The sequence below is a fragment of the Geothrix sp. 21YS21S-2 genome, assembly GCF_030846775.1.
Lineage (GTDB): Bacteria > Acidobacteriota > Holophagae > Holophagales > Holophagaceae > Mesoterricola.
In genome coordinates this window covers 184,954-203,641 of sequence record NZ_CP132910.1, presented here as the reverse complement: position 1 = coordinate 203,641, position 18,688 = coordinate 184,954, and the positions used below count along the sequence as shown (strand labels likewise).

The window sequence follows — 18,688 nt, the reverse complement described above, 5'->3', positions numbered from 1 at the left end:
TGATAAAAGATCTCCGCTTACTTTGCCGCCATCAATTCCTTGGCGCGCTCCTGGCTCGTGCGGGCCACTTCCTCGTGGAGGCTGCCGCCGTGGCTGTCCATGGTGACGACCAGGGGGAAGTCCTCCACTTCGATGATCCAGAAGGCCTCGGGGCTGCCGAACTCCTCGAGCATCTTCACGTCCACCACCCGCTTGACCCGCTCGGCCAGGAGGGCCCCGGCGCCGCCGGTGGCGTGGAGGTAGCAGGCGCCCACCTTGCCCAGGGCGTCCGAGGTCTTCTTGCCCATGCCGCCCTTGCCGATGACGCCGCGGACGGTGTAGGTCTCGAGGACATCCGCCTGGTAGGGCTCTTCGCGGATGCTGGTGGTGGGGCCGGCGGAGACGAAGGACCAGTGCCCGTCCTCGTGGTGGGCCACGACGGGCCCGCAGTGGTAGATGACGGCCTCGTGCAGCAGGGGCTTGAGCCAGTCGGGCTTCTTCTCGACCATGAACTTGTGGCCGATGTCCCGGGAGAGGACCACGCGGCCGCTGAGGAGGATCTCGTCGCCGACCTTGAGGTCGCGGACGACGGCTTCGGAAATGGGGGTCGTGATGCGCTTCACGGGAGTCTCCTAGCGGTACAGGGCTGAGCCGGTTTCATCGACGACCAGGTCCATGCGCCGGCTCGACCAGCACATGTAGCTGATGCTCACGAAGAAGCTGGCGGGATGGCGGAACATCTCGGACACGAGCACGCCCAGGACCGTGGTGCGTCCGCCGTAGCCCATGGGCCCGATGCCCAGGGTGTTGATCTCCTCGGTGAGCTTGCGCTCGAAGGCGTCCAGCCTGGGATCGGGGTTCGGGGTGCCCAGCTTGCGGAGGATGACCTCCTTGCTGCGCTCGTAGCCGGTGACCCGGTCACCGCCGATGGCCACGCCGAGGATGCCCGGGGAGCAGCCCTGGCCCTGCGCCTTGGTGACGGCGTCGATGACGCACTTTCGCACCCCGCCCAGGTCGCGGCCCGCGCCCAGGGAGGCCTCGGGGAGGCGGTACTGGGCGCCCACGTTCTCGCAGCCGCCGCCCTTGAGCATGATGGAGACCTCGACGCCGGGCTCCTCGCGCTCCTCGAAGTGGATGACGGGGTGGCCTTCGAGGAAGGGGTCCATGTTGTTGCCCGGGTTCCTCCCGGACAGGCTCTCCACGCAGTTGGGGCGAAGCCAGGACTGGGCGGTGGCGTCGGCCACGGCCCTGCGGATCTGCTCCTTCACCTTGCGCTGGGAGAGGCCGAAGGGATGGCGCACCCAGAAGATGATGGTGCCGGTGTCCTGGCAGAGCGGCGACACGTGGTCGTCGGCCAGGGTGATGTTCTCGATCATCGTGTCCAGGGTGTTGGCGGCCCGGGAGCCCTCGGCCTCCAGGTTCCGGTTGGCCACCACGGCTTCGATGATGTCCTGGGGCAGCCTGCTGGTCGTCCGGCGGATGAGCTCCATCACGGGGAGGGTCAGGTCCAGGCTGGCGAGGTCGGTCAGGTCGGCTTTCCAGCCTTTCGGCAGCACCGACTTGGATTCGACCGTCCCCAGGGACGTGAGGTTGGGCATGGAACAGGCGGTCATGGGTCCCCCTTGGCGTGCTCTAGGTGTAGGTCCGATTCAAAAGATTAACAACTCTTTTTTCGTTTCAGGAGGACCAGGCCCGGCACAGGGCGGTGGTGAGGTTCAGAAGGGGGCTGGGACTGCGGCTGATGGCCATTCCCTTCAGGTCCATGTCCGTCTGGTTCACCAGGTGCAGCAGGCGGGCCGCCCCCTCGGGGCCGATGCGGTTCAGGACCCGGTCATAGCCGTCGAACAGGAATGCCTGATTGGGCCCCAGGCCCAGGGCGGCCACCTGCCCGTCGCGGCTCTTGACGCCGTTGCGCCGGGCGTCGGTGAGCCGGCAGAGGCGCTCCACTTCGCGCCGGGCCTGGCCCAGGAGCATCAGGGGGGCGCCGCTCGGGTCGTCCTCCACGGCCTGCCGCAGGGCGGCGAAGGCCGTGGGGGCGGAACCGCCCTGCCAGGCCTTGGACCAGGCGAAGGCGGTCTGCTCGCCCAGTCGGAAGGTCGCCTTGTCCACCAGATCGGCCTCCACCCGGCGGTCGTCGGCAAGCAGGTCCAGGACCTCCAGGCAGCGGCGCAGGATGCCGGGGTTGCCGCCCATGCGGGCGGCGATGCGCTTGGCCACGCCCGAACCGAGGCGCAGGCCCATGCGGGCGGCCTCGGCCTCCACCCAGGCGGGGGCCTCCTTGTCGTCCATGGCGCCCAGCTTCAGGACCCTGCCCTGCTTGGCCCAGTCGCTGAAGGGCTTGGCCCCGAGGATCTTGCCGGGGCCCGCGGAGAGGGTGCCCCGGGCCACCAGAAGCAGGCGGGTCGCCGGCAGGGGCTCGAGGATGAGGCGCTTCACGGAAGGGGGCAGCTCCTTGGCCTTTTCCAGGAGGTTGTCCGCCTGGGGCACCAGGACCACGCGGTCGGCGCCCAGGGGGGCGGATTCGGTGAGGGCGTTGACCACCTCGGCCCAGGGGCAGCCCTCGGCGCAGACCGTGAAGGAGAACACCTCCCACTCCGGGTCCACGTGCACGGCCTTCCAGGCCTCCACCGCCGCCCTGCGGCCGTCGCTGTCCTCCCCGTGGAGGAGGGCGAAGGGCGAGTCCAGCCAGGTCTTGGGAATGGCCATTCAGTCGCTCCCTTCCAGCAGCTGGGTCAGGAAGCTCTCGGCGAAGTCGTCGGACAGGGTGCCCAGCACCCGCAGCTCCTGGTTGTTGAAGCTGGCGAAGTTCTGGTCGACCCGGTACTGGTTCGAGAAGGTCAGCCGGGGCCGCTGGATGACCACGTCGCCGGTGACGCCGTCCAGCAGCTGCACGGAGGCCACCACCACCACCTCCACCCGGGTGGCGCTGCCGGCGGAGCCCTTCACGGAGTCGCTGCCCAGGGAGAGGCCCAGGGCGCGCACCTCGTACCGCTCGATGGCGCCCTGCAGCACCCAGCGGCTGGCGGCGCTCTGGGGCACCAGGCGCCACGGGGACGCGGCCACGATGCGGTTCTCCAGGGCCTTGCGGAAGGTCTCCTCGGCCCCCAGCTTGGGGGTGTTGTTGCGGAAGGCGGCGATGCGGACGGTCTGCCCCTTCACCATCCAGGCCGCGGCCCGGGGGCGGTTGTCCAGCCGGTGGTAGCCGCAGCCCAGCAGGAGGAATCCGGCCAGCGCCGGCGCGAAATGACGGGCCATGGCTCCCTTTCAGGCGGGATTGTAGATGCCCACGTAGGGGAGGTTGCGCAGCTTGCCCTCCAGGTCCAGGCCGTAGCCCACCACGAAGTGGTCCTCGATGGAAAAGCCCGTGTAGTCCACGGGGACCTCCACCCGGCGCCGGCTGGGCTTGCTGAGGAGGGTGCAGATCTTCAGGCTGGCGGGCTCGCGGTCCAGCAGCAGGTTGCGCACCTTGTGGAGGGTCAGGCCCGTGTCGACGATGTCCTCCACCACCAGGGCGTGGCGGCCCCGGATGGACTTGTCGATGTCGGTGAGGATCTTCACCTCGCCGGTGGACTCCAGGCCGTGGCCGTAGCTGGCCACCCGCATGAAGTTCACGTCCATGTCGAGCTTGATCGCCCGGGTCAGGTCGGCGAAGAAGGGGTAGACGCCGTTCAGGAGGCCGATGACGACCAGGTCCTTGCCCGCGTAGTCGCGGGAGATCTCCTCACCCAGCTCCTGGACGCGGGCGGCGATCTGGGCTTCGGTGAGCAGGGGGTAGATGCGGCTGAGGGAAGCGGACATGGGTTTCTCCAGATTCTTTATACCATTCAACCCGGGCCCGGCCCCCGGGGTCTAGTAGGCAGGACCCAAGTCCGGGTCTTGTGCTTTGCGGGTGGGCCCTTGATGATATCCCTAGCTATCCCAGCCAGAGACGAGAGGTTGATGCAGCAGGCCGCCCTGGATTCCCCGTACCACGGTCCCGAGATCCAGGAATGGGTCGTGGCCGCGCAGGCCGGAGACCAGGCCGCCTTCGCCAACCTGGTGGAGCGGTTCCAGCGGGACGTCTACGGCAAGGCCTTCTCCATCCTCAAGAACCACCTGGACGCGGACGACGTGGTCCAGGAGACCTTCCTCCGGGTCTACCGGGCCCTGCCCGGCTTCCGGTTCGAATCCTCCTTCCGCACCTGGCTCATCACCATCACCACCCGCCAGGCGCTCAATTTCCTCGGGCGGACCCGCTCCAGCCACGAAAGCCTGGACGCCACGCCCGACGGCCCGGAGCATCTGGCGCTCCGGGTGGAGGACAACCAGATGTCCACGCTCCTGGACCAGGAGTCCAGGCGCCTGCTCCGGGAGGCCCTCCCGCGGCTGCCCAAGCGCCAGCGCCAGGCCCTCACGCTCAAGATCGAGAATGATTGGAAATATGAACAGATCGCCTCGGAGATGAACATTTCCGTGGGCAGCGTGAAGGCCCATGTGTTCCACGCCATCCAGAACCTATCGCAACTCATCAAAGGGGGAAGGCCATGATGAACTGCCTTGAAGCCCTCGCCGCCATCGAAGTGGATCCCCTGGACCTGCCGCCCGAGGTGGAGGCCCACGTGAAGGCCTGCGCCGGCTGCTCCGAGGCCCGGGTGACCTGGCTGGCCATGGAGGACGCCCCCGCCGCCGTGGCGCCGGCGGGCTATTTCGATCAGCTTCCCGGGCGCGTCCTTCGCAAGCTGCCCAGCCGCCCCCGCGCGGGCGACCGCCCCTCGGCCCTCTGGGCCCTGGCCGCCGCCCTCCTCATGGCCGTGGGCTTCGGCGGCTTCTGGCTGGGCCGGGCCAACCGCCAGCCCCTGGTGGAGGCCACCTACACGCCGCCGGCCGCGGAGCTCCCGGCCGCGCTGCCCGAGACCCCCTTCATGGAAGGGGATGACGAGGTGGCCCAGCTGCGCAGGCTCCCCCCCGACAAGGCCGCCACGGTCCTCGAGGGCCTGGAGCCCAAGCCGGCCAAGGATTCCAAGTGATGACCCACCCGGAGGCGCCCGTGATGAGAATGGCACTGCTGCTCGGCCTTTCCGCCACCCTGGCCGCCCAGGCGCCCCGGGCCCCGCAGACCCCCCACCGGACCGAAGCCCCCTCCCCCAGCCGGGTCCAGGATCCGCATTTCATGGCCCGCCTCTTCCAGTGGCGGGTGAGCCGCATCACCAAGGTGCTTGGCCTCCCTGAGGACCGGGCCCGGGTGATGGCCGAGAAGTGGGGCCGCTGGGACCGCGAGCACATGGAGCGGGGCCAGCAGACCGCTGAGCTCCGCAGGCAGTTCCACCAGATCCTCATGGGACCCGAGGCCGAGGACGAGAAGAACGCCCGGCTCAAGCCGGTGGTGGACCAGTACATGACCCTGCGGCGGGCCCAGGAGGCCGGCCGCAAGCAGTTCGAGGAGGACATCCGCTCCGGCCTCGCCCCCGCCCAGCAGGCCCGCCTCATCCTCGTGATGGAGGAGATCCAGCAGCGGCTGAGGGAAGGGCTGAAGGACGCGAAGTAGCCGTTCGAAGCCTGGCCTGCCCTGCTTTTCCCGGCGAACCCGCTCGTTACCTGCGGGTTCGTTTCTTCTGTTTCGCGGCAGGAGGTGCAGGTTCGCCGCTTCCGGTCTCCAGGATCATCGGCACCACCACGGGCCGGGTCTGGGTGGTCTTGCGGATGGTGCGGCGCAGGGACTGGCGCAGGAATTCCACCAGCAGGTCCTTGTCCTTCCGGATCTCCCGCGGGGCCTCCTCGAAGGCGTTCTTGACGGTGGCCCGGAGCAGTTCGGAATAGGCCTGGTCGTCGTTGAGCACCACGAAACCGCGGGTGAGGATGGAGGGCTCCGCGGCCAGGTCCCCGGTCTCGGGGTCGACGACCAGCGTGGCGATGACGATGCCGTCCTCCTGGAGGATGAGGCGGTCGTGGATGACCCGGGCGTCCACCATGTGGTCCACGCCCTGGTCCACGAAGCACTTGCCCACGGGGACGCTGCCGGCCTCCTTGACCCTGCCGTCCTTGAAGAGGCGCAGGCACTCGCCGCCGTCCAGGAAGAGGATGTGCTCCTTGTCGTAGCCCATGGACGCGGCCAGTTGGGCGTGGACCTTGAGGTTCCGGTAGGTGCCGTGCACGGGCACCATGTGGCGCGGGCGCACCATGGCGATCATCTCGGCGGAGTCGGGGCGGTGGCCGTGGCCCGTGGCGTGGACGACGCCCAGGCCCTCCAGGGTGGTCTCCGCGCCCAGGCGGGCCGCGGTGTCCAGCGTGCGGGAGATGCTCACCTCGTTGCCGGGGATGGCGCGGGAGCTGAGCAGGAGCCGGTCGCCTTCGACCATCTTGATGCCCTTGACCTCGCCCTTGAGGATGCGCTGCAGGGCGGCCATCTCCTCGCCCTGGGAGCCGGTGCAGAGCACGGCGACCTTCTTCGGGGGGAAGAGGGGGACCTCCTTGGGCTCGATGAAGAGGTCGTCGGGAAGCGAAAGGCGCTTCAGGGTCCGGGCCACGGCCACGTTGCGCTCCATGGAGCGCCCCAGGAGGCAGACCTTGCGGCCCTCCTCGTAGGCCAGGTCCAAAAATATCTGGATGCGGTGGATGTTCGAGCTGAAGGTGGCCGTGAAGAGCTTGCCCTTGGTGGCGCGGAACGCGTCCCGCAGGCCGCCGCGGCAGTCCTCCTCGCTGGGGGTGGGCTTCGTGTTGAGGATGTTGGTGGAGTCCGACAGGAGCACGGCCACGCCCGCGTCGCCGAGCTCCTTCAGCCGCGCGGTGCCGGTGAGGCGCCCGTCGACGGGGGTGGGGTCCAGCTTGTAGTCGCCGGTGTGCACCACCACGCCCCAGGGGGTGTGCAGGGCGATGGCGCACGCGTCGGGGATGCTGTGGGTGACGGGGATCCATTCCGCCTGGATCTCGCCGCGGCCCACCTTGATCCGGGCGAAGTCCTCCACCACGTGCATGTGCCGGGAGCTCCAGAGTTCGTGCTCCCTCAGCTTTCCCTCGAGGATGCCCATGGTGAAGGCGGTGCCGTACACCGGCACCGGCCAGCGCTCCAGGAAGTAGGGCAGCGCGCCCAGGTGGTCCTCGTGGCCGTGGGTGAGCAGCACCGCGTCGATGCGGTCGGCGAAGGGCTCCAGGTAGGCGAAGTCCGGGATGATGCTGTCGATGCCGGGCTGGTCCTCGGAGGGGAAGAGCTGCCCGCAGTCCACCAGGAAAAGGCTCTTGGCGGTGTGGACGACCAGGGCGTTCATGCCGAATTCCCCGAGGCCGCCGATGGGGATGAGCCTCAGCTCGTCCTTCGCGGGGGGGTTCTGCCAGTCGATGAAGGGGGGTGAGGCGAAATCCATTTAATGCTTTCAGGAAAGGGCACGGAACAGTTCGAGCCACGTGCGGGGGGGGATCGCTTCCGCCCGGATGGCGGGCGCGAGGCCCTGCGAGGCGAGGAGATCCTGGATCTTTTCGGGGGGCAGCCAGCCCTGCCAGTTGTTGGCGAGGGTCTTGCGGCGGTGGTTGAAGCTCCGGTGCAGGAGGGCCAGCAGCGAAGCGCGGACCTCCAGGGCCGGCGCGCCCGGGAGGGGCTCGAAGAGCAGCACGGCCGAATCCACCTTGGGCGCCGGCCGGAAGGCCCCCGGCCCCAGCTTGAGGACCCGGGTGACCCGGCAGCAGAGCTGGGCCAGGATGGAGAGCGGACCGTAGTCCTTGGTGCCGGGCCGGCCCAGGATCTTCCGGGCCACCTCCAGCTGGAACATGAAGACCATCCGCTCCCAGGGCACGGGCTCCACCAGGAAGCGGCCCAGGATGGCGGTGGAGGCGTTGTAGGGCAGGTTCCCCGCCACGGTGAAGGCGGGGCCCTCCGGCAGGGCGGCGTGCACCGCGTCCCCCGGGATCAGGTGGAAGCGCTCGACCCCCTGGAACCGCTGGTCCAGGACGGCCACCGCCTCCGGATCCAGCTCCACCGCCCACAGGGGACGCCCGTCCTCCAGAAGCGGCGCGGTGAGCACGCCGGGGCCGGGGCCGATCTCCAGGATCCGGGTGGCCGGGCTGGCCAGCACGGACCCGACGATGGCCTTGATGGCGGATGCCTGCACAAGGAAATGCTGGCCGAACCCTTTCTTCGGTGTCAGTTTCAGGGGTTCAGCGATATCAAGCTCCACGGGTTCAGCTTAACAGGCTCACGCGTTCAGCGGAGGATCCGCCACGCACGCTTGGTCGGTGGTCCCCTTTCATCCGGAACGGTGACGTAGACTTCCCGGGTCTTCACGAAGAGCCGGGGGCCCCGCACCCGGCCCACCACGGTCAGGCGCCAGAGGCAGGTGCCTGGCCACCGGCTGGAGGGGCCGAGGAAGCGGACAAGCACCTCCCCGTCCTGGGCGGGTTCCCGAGGGAAGACCCCGGGCGGGACCGGCAGGGCCAGGCCGGCCCTTGCGTCCCATCCCTGCCCCGGCGCCGGCCGCGGCGGAAGGGCCTTCCAGCCCTCCTGCAGGAACCAGGCCTCGGCGCTGTCGGCGGCGAGGGCCGCCCAGGCACCCCGCAGGGCCTCCCCTTCCACGGCCAGTTCCCGGAGCACGGTACGTTGCATCATCCAGGCTGCCGCCGCGGACAGCGCCAGGACCGCCACGGCCATGAGCAGGGTCGCGCCCCCCCTCATGGCGGGGCCCCGTTGCGGGGGACCCGGGTCAGGGTCAAGGCGCACCGCTCCCCGGCGGGGCCCCGGGCCTCCAGGGTCACCAACGCCGCCGGGGGCGCTCCCAGGTCTACCCGGAAGGCCGCCACGCGGTCCGCCAGAACCCGCCCCCTTTCCTCGCCGCACCGGCGGACCAGAAGCGATCCCTCCAGCCGCCAAACCACCCTGTGAAGCGGACGCAGGAAGGAAACGGGCGCCCCATCTCCGTGGGCCCGGGGAACCTCCCCCTCCAGGACGGTCCCGATCCCCTCCCCCACCTCCCGGGGCTGAAGTTCCAGCGGGCCCGCCAGCCTGAGGCCCTCCCAGGCCCCGTCCTCCACGAGCAGGACATCGCCCGCCACCAGCCGCACACGCCCCTCGGCGCTGAGCCGCACCCGGCGGGAGAGGGGGACCGGGTCCCCCACCGGAAGCGGAGCGCACAGGTGGCCCCGAACCGGTACCACCTCGTCCATAATAATGATCAAGTCGCCGGACGAGCCCTGGGCCAGGGCCGGTTCCCCGGGGGGAGCCCCGCAGGGCACCTGGAACCCCGCCTCCTGAAGGTCGTCCGACAGCTGGTCCGCGGCCCGCCGCAGGCCCCGCCGGAGTTCCACCCGCTCCAAGGTCCGGCCCAGGGTTCCGTAGCAGGCCCCAAGGAACCGGAGCAGGCCAGCAGTCAGGCATAAAAGCAGGCAGAGTGAAACCGCCAGTTCCAAAAGGGAGTGACCCCGTTCATTCATAACCCACCCATACCTCCAGCCGGAGGGCGCCCTCGGGCCAGGACGCCCTGGCCTCCCGCCGCCCCCCTTCCGCGGCCACCTGCACGCGGATGGGCTCCCGGGAGGCCCGGACCGTCCCCCGTTCCAAGGCACCGATGGCTTCCCAGCGGGCCTTCAGGCGATACTCCACGCCTGCGCCGGCCCGGGCGGTTCCTTCCACCAGCCGGACGATTCCCCCCAGGGCCAGGCCGGCCACCGCCATGACCGTGAGCACCTCGATCAAGGAGAACCCGCCGCGCCCGCCCATCGCCCACCTCCGGTGGACAGCATGGGCCCGGAACCACCGCCGGGCCCGGATTGCGCAGGTGATGCACGCGCGGAACCTCGGCCTGCGCCAGCCCGACCCATTCCGCGGTGGGCGGGGGCGGATGTTCCCTTAGGTTCCAGCGAACGGTCTAGTGGAGTTCGTACACGGAGGAGCCGTTCTGGTTGGTGGTGTAGACCGTGATTCCGCCCAGGGTGGTGTCCTTGACGTCCAGCCGGTAGGTGATGCCCAGGGAGCCCACGGTGACGGTGTAGTTCATCATGGTGGTCGCCTTGTTGACAGCAAAGGCCGGGGCCGGATTCACGGAGGCGGCGGGGGCGGTGGAGGCCGTCCAGTCATACGTGGCGTTGGCGGGGCCGTAGATCCCCGCGTCGGCCTTTCGGGTCTCCAAGGCCATGCGCAGGACGGCTGCGTTGGCCTTGGCGTCGCCGATCATGCGGGCCCTCCGCCGCTGGCCGAGGAAGGAGGGGATGGCGATGGCCGAAATGATCCCGATGATGGCCAGGACCAGGAGCAGCTCGATCAGGGAGAAGCCTGCTGACGCTCGAGTACGGTTCATGCCTGGGCTCCTTGAGTGCAGTCTGCGGGACCGTCGCCCCCAATGATAAGGGATCAACCATAAAGATAATCCACCCAGGCCTCCCGCAACGCGGAAAAGGGAGATTCCCTGAGTGACAAATCCCGTCATTGGCGATGTATAAAAAATAGTCATACCCCTCCTCTCCTATCGCCAGGAGGATTTTGACAAAATATAAATATTGTAAAAAGGGATGTTAAAAATTTTTTGAACGCTTTTCCCCGTAATTCATTCTTTTATGAAGCTCAAAGGATGCTCCATGGCCCCTCCCTCCCGAAACTACGACGGCTATAGCCTGGTCGAAATGATCGTGGTCCTGGCCATCGTCGGCATCCTTGCCATTGCCGGCGCGACCATGCTCGGAGACCGCCCAGGCACTGCGGTGCGGTCCCTCCTCGACGACCTGGAGGGCACCTTGGCCAACGCCCACAAAACCTCGGTGGCAAGCGGCAATGACGTGCTGCTGGCGACCCGGGGCGACTGGGCGGCCACCAACCCCCTTCTCCTGGCCTTCGGAAATGCCAACCTGGGTACCGCCACGGTCCTCGCCAACGGCGGGACCTCCTCTGAGTCGTTCCGGGTGGCGACCACGGCCACCGGACTCCAGGCAGTGCATCAAGGCGCTGGGATCGTCACCAATGCCAACGCGTCATGGTGGGCAACGGCCGCGACGGGCTCCCAGGACATCACCACGGTCCGTCCCTTCAACCTGACCACTTCCGGCTTCAATGGCATCCTGGCCCTCCCCGCCGACAACCTGTTCCAGGGAGGCAGCAACGTCAACGCCATCCGCATCAGTGGATTCAGCAAGCGGTTCACCTCCACCTTCTGGATCGAGGTGGTTTCCCTTCGCAACGGCGTGCCCGTTTCCGGTGGCCCCATGGGCCTCCTGGTGGGCCTCAACAATGGGGCGACGATCTACAAGTTCTACAACCCGGGGGTCCTTAGTGGGAGATCCGGCCAGTGGAGGAAGCTCTGATGACCAGCCATCCAACCGAAACCCGGCGCAGGAGCCAGGCAGGATTCAGCATGGTGGAGATGCTCATGGCCGCGTTCATTCTGGCCATCGGCATCCTGGGCCTTTCGATGCTCCAGACCATGTCCCTGAAGGCCGGCCGCGGAAGCCAGAGCATGGCCAACGCCGTGAAGATCGCGGACAGGATCATGGACCAGGTTGAAGCGGAGGGCCGCCTGAGCTGGCTGTCCATCACCAACACCCCCCTGCAGATCCCGGAGACCTTGTCGGACCTTCAATACATCGGGCAGGGCACCCGCTATCAGGGCTTCGGGGAGGTCCTGGACGCTTCGACCAACCTGGTCAAGATTACCCCGGTCTCCACGGCCCCTGTCGGGTCCAAGCCGGAGCTGTCGTCAACGGTGAGGTACATCGCCACCTTCACGGAGGCGAACAACGTCAACAACGCGGGGGGCATCGGCCAAACCTCCGATTACAGCGTCACGGTTGAGTTCGCCGATGACGTCAACAAGACCGGCACGGCCGTTCTGCGCACCGTGAACATCGCCCGGAGAATCATCCATGGCTAAGCGGCTTTCCAGGAAGGCCTCGCGAGGCTTCTCGCTGGTGGAGATGCTCGTGGCGCTCGTTTTCACCCTCATCCTCATGGCTGGCATGTCAGCCGTTTTCAAATCCACCCTGACGACCTTCGCCACGGCCGGTGAGAAGCTTTCCAGCGCCCGGCGCAACCGGATGTCCCTCGACATGGTTTATGACGACTTGAACAATGCCGGGATGTATCTCGTGGACCTGGCGTCGGCCCCGGCATTTTCCACGGCCAACGAAGGCTTCCGGGTCATGCCGGATCCCCAGGCCCAGGCCGGAACACCGATCCCCGGCGTCACGCAGGGCGCGGACGAACTCTATTTCTACATGGACGAACCCCTTCCCTTCGAAGGGTCCCTGACGAGCACCAGCGCCCGGGTCGCCGGGGCCTTGGCCCTGGCGGGCCAGGCTGCGACCGCGACCGATTTCACCTATTCGATCGACTGCAAGGACCTGTCCTACGCCAACCTCGTCAAGCCGGGCCAGGTGATCCTGTTCAAGGACTCCTTTGATGCCGGATATGTCAACTCCGTCACATCGTCCGGAAGCTCCGTGACGGTGGTGCTGGGGGCCGATCCCATGGCATCCATTACGGGCTCCGGGCTTTCTGGCGAAGCTCCCCGGTTCCAGCATATCACCGCGAGCGGAACGACCCCCGGGTGCGGTGTGGTCTTCGTCCGGCCCGCCCAGATGGTGAGGTATTCCCTCCAGGCCCTCAGCCTCGATCCGGCCAGTTCAGCGGCCTCGACCCTGTGCCTCGTGCGCGACCAGGGGACCTACTCCACCTCGGGTTTCACGCCCGACCCCAACATCCCCCAGCAGGTCGTCACGGAGAACATCGCTGGATTCCGGGTCTACCTGAGCGCCGATTCGGGACGGAACTGGGTAGGCGGACCCGGCTACACCAGTTGGGCGGCCATCAAGACCGGCCTGGACACGCAACTAAGTACCTCCGGCCGCACGGGGTACACCTCCCTGGGTACCAACCTCAACTGGTTCAGATCGACTCCGGTGCTGGTGAGGGTGGACGTCACGACCCGGACCGCCGTGCAGCGGGCGGAGTATTCCCCCGGCAACAACACGCTCTCCTACAAGGAGCAGTTGCAGAGCATCGTCATGGTCCCCCGCCACTTCGGCCTTTCCATCAACTAAGCGGAGCTCGCCATGCGCAATGACTGCGAACGCCCCAGCAGCAACCGGGAGACCGGTGGCATCACCATCCTGGTGGCCCTGATGCTGCTGGTATTCATCACCCTGACCGCCGTGGGGATGTCGCGGAATTCGTTCCGGGAAGTCGTCATCTCCGGAACCACGCGCCAGGGGGCACTGGCGCGGAACGTGGCCGATTCGGGCGTCGAATGGTCGATCTACTGGATGACCCTGGAGAACGCCCCCTACGCCGCCGGGCCCTCGGCCAAGCTCAAGGATCTCAAGGCCACCCTGCTCGCGACCCCTTCCCTTTCCGGGCGCTCCTGGAACGTGATGTCCACGGATCTGACGGCGCCCTCCATTTACAATCCCCAATCCGCCACCCAGGCCGTCACCCTCGACCCCATCACCACGTCCGGCGGAACGACGGTCACGCAGGGCTACGCCATCGGCCTGACCTCCATGGGCAAGATGCTCGTCACAAACATGAGCCAGGGCCTCGGAAGCGGTGCCTTCGCGCCGGCGACCGGCAACGAATCCAAGCAGGCTCCCGACCTCTGGGCGGTTCGCAGCGACGCCCGGGTTGGCGTCGGGGCGGTGTCGTTCGTGCATGCCAAGGAACTCTGGATCTCAACCCCAGTGCAGTAGGAGAACACCATGTCCAACCGGTTCCTGGCTCCGATCACGGTCCTCATGCTGGGTCTCGCGCTGCTCTGCCAGCCCCTGGGCGCGCAGTTGAGCCCCAAGCTCCAGACCAGCAAGACGGATTTCCTCAACCTCTACCAGCAGTCCACCAACACGCGGGTGAAGCCCGAGGTCCTCACCATCTTCGACTTTTCGGGATCAATGGAAGCCTTGATGTTCCACCCGCTGTTCGTGAACAGCGACACCAACGACACCAGTGGCGTGAGCATGCGGTTCGTTCTCACGCCCGCGGTTGCGGGGGTCCCTGCCAACAATACCTACACCATCACGGCCAGGTCCATCCAGAACACGAACGCTTACGTGAGCTGGACGTTGACCGTGGGCGGAACCGTCAACGCGCCCGTCTCCAGCGGGGCCCAGTCGCAGCAAAAGGGAACCAGAACCGTCAGGTACCTCTATACCACGGTGACCGGGACCGCCGTCGGCGGCACGATCTCAGGCAATGCGACCTACACTTTCAACGCCAATCTTGCAATGAGGGCGACGAACTCCTCCGGGACCGCGATCACCCTGGGAACCTACGCCTCCGCCTCCACTGCGGCCACCCTGAACGGGGGCCTGACCTGGACGGTCACCGGGGGTTCGACCTCCACCGCCTCCACTTCGGCCACCGTCGACACCGCCGTCAACAGCTGGAATTCAAACCAGTCCTGCAACTGGACGGTGCCGGCCTACGACGGCTCCACCACGCCCGGAACGCCAGCCTACGTCACCGCCACGCTCCCCGTCGCCGTGGGAAACAAGTCCTCCCTGACCAGCACCATCCTCGTCAAGCCCGACGGCACCCAGGTCACGGCCTCCGACGCCGCGGCCACCACCGATTCGACCCAGTACGGCGCCAATTCGGGCCAGGGCGCCGGCGATGTGCGGAATTGGGTCCGTGCGGCCAGCCACGTGCGCTTCTCGACCACGGTGGATTCTTCGGTCCTGAGAACCATTGACGTACCCATCGCATGGAAGATCACCAACGCCGGTTCCACGGGGAATCCCCTAAGCTCAGTGACAAAACTCGACCTCCAGGTCAAGACGGCCCCCAATGGAAACGTCACGAACTACGGCAGCGGAGCCGCCATCGAGCTGGACAAGAACTGGTCCATCGCCAACGGCACCCGGGTCTTCAGCTCCGCAAGCAACTCCACCAACGTCGGCACCAGCGGCACCCAGACCGGCACCCAGGTCCTGACCGTGACGTACCGTCCCGACTACGTGGTTTGGCTGTTCACCGGCAAATACCAGGATGGAACCTATGCGAACCTCGCGAAGAATTACATCGTATTTGACGCGGCCGACGCCACCTTGTCGCCCGTCCAGGGCGCGGTGAGTTGGGGCCAGGGCTACGGGAACGCCGCCACCGGCAGTTCCATCAAGGTCCCCAACTACAATATCGATGGCACCTATAGCGGAACCGAAACATCCTCGGATGCCTCGGTCAATATCGTCCCTGCCCTGACCCGCGTTCAAGCAGTCAAGCGTGCGGCCATAACCACCTGGATCAATCACCAGGCGGACGTGCTCTGGGCCTTCCGTTTCCTCGATGCCGGCACGGAAGCCGCAAGTGGCAACGCGACTACAATCAACAACAACTCCTCGACCACCTTCAACGTGACCGCGGGCGCCGTCACGACGTACCAGACGGGTAAGGATTCCGCGTGGACCGTCCTCAACAACACCAGCAGCCAGGGGATCACTTCGACTTCGGGCAACTCGGTGACGGGCATGGGGCGCATCGCCAGCCTCTTCGCGGGGAACAATACCCCCTTGACCTACGCCATGGCCCGCGGCCTCGCCCAGTTCACGGATCCCAGGAGCGTCTTCAATGCCGTTGAGACCGGCAGCGACGCCCCCTCCCAGTGCATGAACCACTTCCTCATCCTGTTCACGGACGGCCTCGACAACAACGCCACCAACAACCTGAACGACAACGCGGACTGCCCCTACTACATCGCCTCCGGCTCCACCTTCAAGATCGACGCCCTCATCGGCAATCACTCGGTCATTGGGAGCCCGGCCAATGTAAACCGCAATGGATCATGGTGGAACCTGTTCACCTTCGCCGGGATCGCGGCCCACCTGGGCGACACGTCCCTGGGCGTGACCGGAACGGACTACCTTCCGCCCATCGACCCGGGGTCCACGCCCTCCGGTTCGGTTTCCCCTTCCAGCCTGCTTCCCCTTTCCCTCTACAAGCGCAATGCCACGCTGTTCACCAAGCCCCACCTGGTGACGACCATGACCGTGGGAGTCAGCCTTGGCGGCACCCTGGCGGCAGGCGGCCCCAAGCGCAGCCTGTTCATCGCCGCGGCCGTGGGCGACCCGACCCTGTCGACCTGGGCCGACACCAGCACCTTGTCCCCCTTCAAGTGGGATCCCACCGCCAATTCCGGCAACGGTGGCCGCGTGTCAGGGTCCATCTACTACTTCGATGCCACCAACCCGGACAAACTGAGCACGAGCCTGGACTACGCGATCCTTTCCGCCATCGGCGCCTCGAACATCAACACCTCGTCAAGTCCCAGCACCCCTTACATCGGTGCGGCCCTGGGCGGGGAGATGTTCATCGGCAAGTTCCAGCCGCCCCTCAACGGCGGCGCGATCTGGACCGGGGATCTCCTGATGTTCGGAACCAGGCTGGTCAATGACAACCTGCAGATCCTGAACAAGAGCGGCACGGTCACCACGGCCGTGGACTCCTCCACCGCCCAGTGGTCGGCGGGCGTGGCCCTGGCCAACAACCGCCTGTGGAAGGACCGCCACCTCTACACCCGCATTCCCGGCAACGCCACGACCCCCGAACCCGGCCTCACGGCCTTCTCGGATACCGGCACCGCCTTCACGGCCCCGACCACAGGCCTTCAGAATTTCATAAGCCGGGCCGCCGACAGTCCTAGCCTGGCCTCCTACGGGGTGGGCAGCACGGCCCAGAAGCTGGTGACCCAGTGGGTCATGGGCGGCGACACCACCCTCCTGGACTCCTCTTCACGAGCCACGGCCAATCGCCCCAACATCATGGGCGACATCATCAACTCCTCGCCCGCGGTCCTGGAATACAATTTCGGCGATGTTTCCTCGGGCCTGACCTCCAACCTCGCGGCCGTCGGCGGCAACCGCTTCCGCCTCATCCTGGTGGGCACCAACCAGGGCTGGCTCCACGCCTTCGGGGAAGTCACCAAGCAGGAGAACGCCGTCACGGGCGACACGTCCACCCCCAAGATCGTCAAGGGCGATGTCGACGAGCTCTGGGCCTTCATGCCCACGGATTTCCTGGGCTATCTGGACCAGTTGACGGTCAGCAGCAACCCGCACCGCTTCCTGGTCGACGGCGCTCCCGCCATCTACCACCTCGACCTTCCTCCAGCCACCGGCGGCGCCGCGAACGGGGTGGTCGAAGTGACCTCCGCCCCGGGTCCCGAACGCGCCATGGTCATCATCGGTCTGGGAAAGGGCGGACGCAGCTATTACGCCCTGGATATCCACAACCCCTACACCCCGACCCTGAGGTGGTCCATCGTGCCGGATGAGGTCGATGTGAAGGACGGTACGGGCAACCCGGCCCTCCAGGCCCGGATTCTCGCCCGGCCCGGGGCACCCTCCATCGACACGGTTCAGAAAGTCATAAGGAAGATGGGTTTCTCCACCTGCACTCCGGGCATCGGCCGCATAACCCTGACGGATTCCACGGGCCTCCCCGTGGTGCGGGACGCCGTCTTCCTCGGCGGCGGCTTCAGTCTCCCCGAGGTGGAAGCCAATTTCCCGGACGCATCCGGCAACCCCACGCCCATGGGGCGATCCGTCCTTGTCCTGGATGCCTATTCCGGCCTGATCCTCGCCGCCGTCGACCTCAGCGGCAGGACTGCCTCGGACGGCCAAAGCGGCATCCTGCGCCCAGGCCCGATCGCCCGCGGCGTCGTGCCCTTCGAGTTCATTCTCAATTCAGGAATGGCCCAACGCGCCTACTTCCTGGACTACTGGGGCGGACTGTGGTCGTGGGGCTGCCAGAAGACGGATACCGCATCCACGCTTCCGGCGAACGGCTCGCCCAATCCCACATACCAGTACCGCATGGACAGTTCGGACCTCTCCGCCTGGACCTTTGATGGGGCCGCCACCTCCGACCCCGGGATCCGTCTGGTCGCCAAGGACATCAGCGGCAGCCTGATCACCCAGTACGGCTACACCGACAGCCAGAAATTCTACAGTGAAGCGCTCTATACGACCCTTCCCGCGCCCTTCCGGGTCGGCTCGTTCCCGGGCCACCCCAAGTCCTCCACCAGTCCGATCCCCGCCGTGGTGGGAATCGCCATCGAAAGCGGCGACCGGAACAACCCCCTCGACTACAACTACACCACAACGGCGACCACCGGATCGACGGCGAACCCCGCCACGAAGCCCAACCATCACCGGATCTCGGTGGTCTTCGACCGGCAGGACAGCCTCGCCTGGGGCACCGTGGTCAACCCGATCCTCATTTCGCCCGCGTCCACTGCAGTCCTGGACGTCTATCCGGGCCACACCTCCTACCAGGCCAACAATGCCCTGATCACCCCCTACAGCAGCACGTATTTCCTGGGTCCCAACAACTCGGCGGACACCAAATTCGGGTTTTTCGCAAATTTCCCCGACATCCTGACGCCCCCAGGCTTGATTCCCAAAGGCATCAACAACCCCGCCGTGGTCTCAGGCAGCCTCTACTACTCGGTTTTCGTCCCCACGGCCGCCGATCCCTGCACGGGCGGTTCGGGCAAGACCCAGACCAGCATCATGTGCGACCTGCTCAATCCCATCGTGGCCGACTCCCGCACCAACCAGAACTGCACCAGCGGCGTGGTCTGGGAGCCCATCGGCATCGCGTCCGACTTCTCGGCCCTGGGGACCCGCGGCGTGATCCAGATCGGCACCACCGCCGTCAACAACCCCGGGGCGGGTGCCAGCGCAACCACCCTGGCCACCAAGACCATCACCGGAAAGAGCACCGACCGGTATCCCAAGGCCCGGGTCTGGCGAACCGTCCACTAGGCTCCTA

General features: G+C 66.8%; 19 protein-coding genes. 8 read left to right on the top strand and 11 right to left on the bottom strand.

The genetic code is table 11. The features are described 5' to 3' along the window. Positions 1–17: 17 nt before the first annotated feature. From RAH40_RS00930 to hpt, 5 genes are all read right to left on the bottom strand, one after another. Positions 18–602, bottom strand: coding sequence for a FumA C-terminus/TtdB family hydratase beta subunit (locus tag RAH40_RS00930; protein ID WP_306600170.1), 585 nt, complete (start codon positions 600–602; stop codon positions 18–20). Between the two features lie 9 nt (positions 603–611). Beyond that, on the bottom strand, positions 612–1,592 hold the full coding sequence (locus RAH40_RS00925) for a fumarate hydratase (RefSeq protein WP_306600169.1): 981 nt from the start codon (positions 1,590–1,592) through the stop codon (positions 612–614). Between the two features lie 64 nt (positions 1,593–1,656). Beyond that, entirely contained in the window at positions 1,657–2,685 is a 1,029-nt protein-coding gene (gene holA, locus RAH40_RS00920; protein ID WP_306600168.1) for a DNA polymerase III subunit delta, read from the bottom strand. Next, positions 2,686–3,234 (bottom strand): LPS assembly lipoprotein LptE, encoded by a 549-nt coding sequence (gene lptE, locus RAH40_RS00915; RefSeq protein ID WP_306600167.1) that lies wholly within the window; start codon positions 3,232–3,234, stop codon positions 2,686–2,688. A 9-nt stretch (positions 3,235–3,243) separates the two neighbouring features. Next, positions 3,244–3,777, bottom strand: coding sequence for a hypoxanthine phosphoribosyltransferase (gene hpt / locus RAH40_RS00910; RefSeq protein WP_306600166.1), 534 nt, complete (start codon positions 3,775–3,777; stop codon positions 3,244–3,246). A gap of 141 nt (positions 3,778–3,918) precedes the next feature. Here hpt and RAH40_RS00905 point away from each other — a divergent pair, with 141 nt between their 5' ends. Genes RAH40_RS00905 through RAH40_RS00895 form a run of 3 tightly spaced genes read left to right on the top strand, consistent with a single transcriptional unit; the run spans position 3,919 to position 5,503 of the window. Next, the gene (locus RAH40_RS00905) at positions 3,919–4,506 is read left to right on the top strand and encodes an RNA polymerase sigma factor (RefSeq protein ID WP_306600164.1); all 588 of its coding nucleotides are present in this window, start codon (positions 3,919–3,921) and stop codon (positions 4,504–4,506) included. Further along, positions 4,506–4,985: a hypothetical protein gene (locus tag RAH40_RS00900; RefSeq protein WP_306600163.1), complete on the top strand. Its 480-nt coding sequence runs from the start codon at positions 4,506–4,508 to the stop codon at positions 4,983–4,985. Before RAH40_RS00905 ends, RAH40_RS00900 begins: the two co-directional genes overlap by 1 nt. A gap of 23 nt (positions 4,986–5,008) precedes the next feature. Further along, a complete protein-coding gene (locus tag RAH40_RS00895; protein WP_306600161.1) occupies positions 5,009–5,503 on the top strand; it encodes a hypothetical protein in 495 nt (164 codons plus the stop codon). Positions 5,504–5,549: 46 nt separating this feature from the next. On the opposite strand, the gene RAH40_RS00890 is transcribed toward RAH40_RS00895, so the two are convergent. The 6 genes from RAH40_RS00890 to RAH40_RS00865 all read right to left on the bottom strand — a co-directional run bounded on the left by RAH40_RS00890 (position 5,550) and on the right by RAH40_RS00865 (position 10,235). Beyond that, a complete protein-coding gene (locus RAH40_RS00890; RefSeq protein ID WP_306600160.1) occupies positions 5,550–7,316 on the bottom strand; it encodes a ribonuclease J in 1,767 nt (588 codons plus the stop codon). A gap of 9 nt (positions 7,317–7,325) precedes the next feature. Next, positions 7,326–8,123, bottom strand: coding sequence for a 16S rRNA (adenine(1518)-N(6)/adenine(1519)-N(6))-dimethyltransferase RsmA (gene rsmA, locus RAH40_RS00885; RefSeq protein ID WP_306600159.1), 798 nt, complete (start codon positions 8,121–8,123; stop codon positions 7,326–7,328). Positions 8,124–8,149: 26 nt separating this feature from the next. Next, on the bottom strand, positions 8,150–8,617 hold the full coding sequence (locus tag RAH40_RS00880; RefSeq protein ID WP_306600158.1) for a hypothetical protein: 468 nt from the start codon (positions 8,615–8,617) through the stop codon (positions 8,150–8,152). After that, positions 8,614–9,246 (bottom strand): hypothetical protein, encoded by a 633-nt coding sequence (locus tag RAH40_RS00875; RefSeq protein ID WP_306600157.1) that lies wholly within the window; start codon positions 9,244–9,246, stop codon positions 8,614–8,616. The genes RAH40_RS00880 and RAH40_RS00875 overlap by 4 nt, the downstream gene beginning before the upstream one ends. Before the next feature lie 118 nt (positions 9,247–9,364). Then, positions 9,365–9,658, bottom strand: a complete 294-nt coding sequence (locus RAH40_RS00870; protein WP_306600156.1) for a prepilin-type N-terminal cleavage/methylation domain-containing protein — start codon at positions 9,656–9,658, stop codon at positions 9,365–9,367. Positions 9,659–9,806: 148 nt separating this feature from the next. Then, a complete protein-coding gene (locus RAH40_RS00865) occupies positions 9,807–10,235 on the bottom strand; it encodes a type IV pilin protein (RefSeq protein WP_306600155.1) in 429 nt (142 codons plus the stop codon). Positions 10,236–10,512: 277 nt separating this feature from the next. Here RAH40_RS00865 and RAH40_RS00860 point away from each other — a divergent pair, with 277 nt between their 5' ends. The 5 genes from RAH40_RS00860 to RAH40_RS00840 are packed head-to-tail and all read left to right on the top strand — an operon-like array spanning position 10,513 to position 18,681. After that, positions 10,513–11,232, top strand: a complete 720-nt coding sequence (locus tag RAH40_RS00860) for a Tfp pilus assembly protein FimT/FimU (RefSeq protein WP_306600154.1) — start codon at positions 10,513–10,515, stop codon at positions 11,230–11,232. Next, positions 11,232–11,798, top strand: coding sequence for a prepilin-type N-terminal cleavage/methylation domain-containing protein (locus RAH40_RS00855; protein ID WP_306600153.1), 567 nt, complete (start codon positions 11,232–11,234; stop codon positions 11,796–11,798). Before RAH40_RS00860 ends, RAH40_RS00855 begins: the two co-directional genes overlap by 1 nt. Beyond that, positions 11,791–12,966, top strand: a complete 1,176-nt coding sequence (locus tag RAH40_RS00850) for a PilW family protein (RefSeq protein ID WP_306600152.1) — start codon at positions 11,791–11,793, stop codon at positions 12,964–12,966. Before RAH40_RS00855 ends, RAH40_RS00850 begins: the two co-directional genes overlap by 8 nt. A gap of 12 nt (positions 12,967–12,978) precedes the next feature. After that, the gene (locus tag RAH40_RS00845) at positions 12,979–13,611 is read left to right on the top strand and encodes a pilus assembly PilX N-terminal domain-containing protein (protein WP_306600151.1); all 633 of its coding nucleotides are present in this window, start codon (positions 12,979–12,981) and stop codon (positions 13,609–13,611) included. Between the two features lie 9 nt (positions 13,612–13,620). Continuing rightward, positions 13,621–18,681 carry a hypothetical protein gene (locus RAH40_RS00840; RefSeq protein ID WP_306600150.1) on the top strand — a complete coding sequence of 1,687 codons (5,061 nt, stop codon included), beginning with the start codon at positions 13,621–13,623 and terminating at the stop codon, positions 18,679–18,681. Positions 18,682–18,688 lie beyond the last annotated feature (7 nt).

Excerpts from the sequence above, each read along its gene's own strand:
- RAH40_RS00925 (WP_306600169.1), bottom strand. The coding sequence starts at position 1,592 with ATGACCGCCTGTTCCATGCCCAACCTCACGTCCCTGGGGACGGTCGAA.
- holA (WP_306600168.1), bottom strand. The coding sequence starts at position 2,685 with ATGGCCATTCCCAAGACCTGGCTGGACTCGCCCTTCGCCCTCCTCCAC.
- lptE (WP_306600167.1), bottom strand. The coding sequence starts at position 3,234 with ATGGCCCGTCATTTCGCGCCGGCGCTGGCCGGATTCCTCCTGCTGGGC.
- hpt (WP_306600166.1), bottom strand. The coding sequence starts at position 3,777 with ATGTCCGCTTCCCTCAGCCGCATCTACCCCCTGCTCACCGAAGCCCAG.
- RAH40_RS00905 (WP_306600164.1), top strand. The coding sequence starts at position 3,919 with ATGCAGCAGGCCGCCCTGGATTCCCCGTACCACGGTCCCGAGATCCAG.
- RAH40_RS00900 (WP_306600163.1), top strand. The coding sequence starts at position 4,506 with ATGAACTGCCTTGAAGCCCTCGCCGCCATCGAAGTGGATCCCCTGGAC.
- RAH40_RS00895 (WP_306600161.1), top strand. The coding sequence starts at position 5,009 with ATGAGAATGGCACTGCTGCTCGGCCTTTCCGCCACCCTGGCCGCCCAG.
- RAH40_RS00890 (WP_306600160.1), bottom strand. The coding sequence starts at position 7,316 with ATGGATTTCGCCTCACCCCCCTTCATCGACTGGCAGAACCCCCCCGCG.
- RAH40_RS00880 (WP_306600158.1), bottom strand. The coding sequence starts at position 8,617 with ATGAGGGGGGGCGCGACCCTGCTCATGGCCGTGGCGGTCCTGGCGCTG.
- RAH40_RS00870 (WP_306600156.1), bottom strand. The coding sequence starts at position 9,658 with ATGGGCGGGCGCGGCGGGTTCTCCTTGATCGAGGTGCTCACGGTCATG.
- RAH40_RS00865 (WP_306600155.1), bottom strand. The coding sequence starts at position 10,235 with ATGAACCGTACTCGAGCGTCAGCAGGCTTCTCCCTGATCGAGCTGCTC.
- RAH40_RS00860 (WP_306600154.1), top strand. The coding sequence starts at position 10,513 with ATGGCCCCTCCCTCCCGAAACTACGACGGCTATAGCCTGGTCGAAATG.
- RAH40_RS00855 (WP_306600153.1), top strand. The coding sequence starts at position 11,232 with ATGACCAGCCATCCAACCGAAACCCGGCGCAGGAGCCAGGCAGGATTC.
- RAH40_RS00850 (WP_306600152.1), top strand. The coding sequence starts at position 11,791 with ATGGCTAAGCGGCTTTCCAGGAAGGCCTCGCGAGGCTTCTCGCTGGTG.
- RAH40_RS00845 (WP_306600151.1), top strand. The coding sequence starts at position 12,979 with ATGCGCAATGACTGCGAACGCCCCAGCAGCAACCGGGAGACCGGTGGC.
- RAH40_RS00840 (WP_306600150.1), top strand. The coding sequence starts at position 13,621 with ATGTCCAACCGGTTCCTGGCTCCGATCACGGTCCTCATGCTGGGTCTC.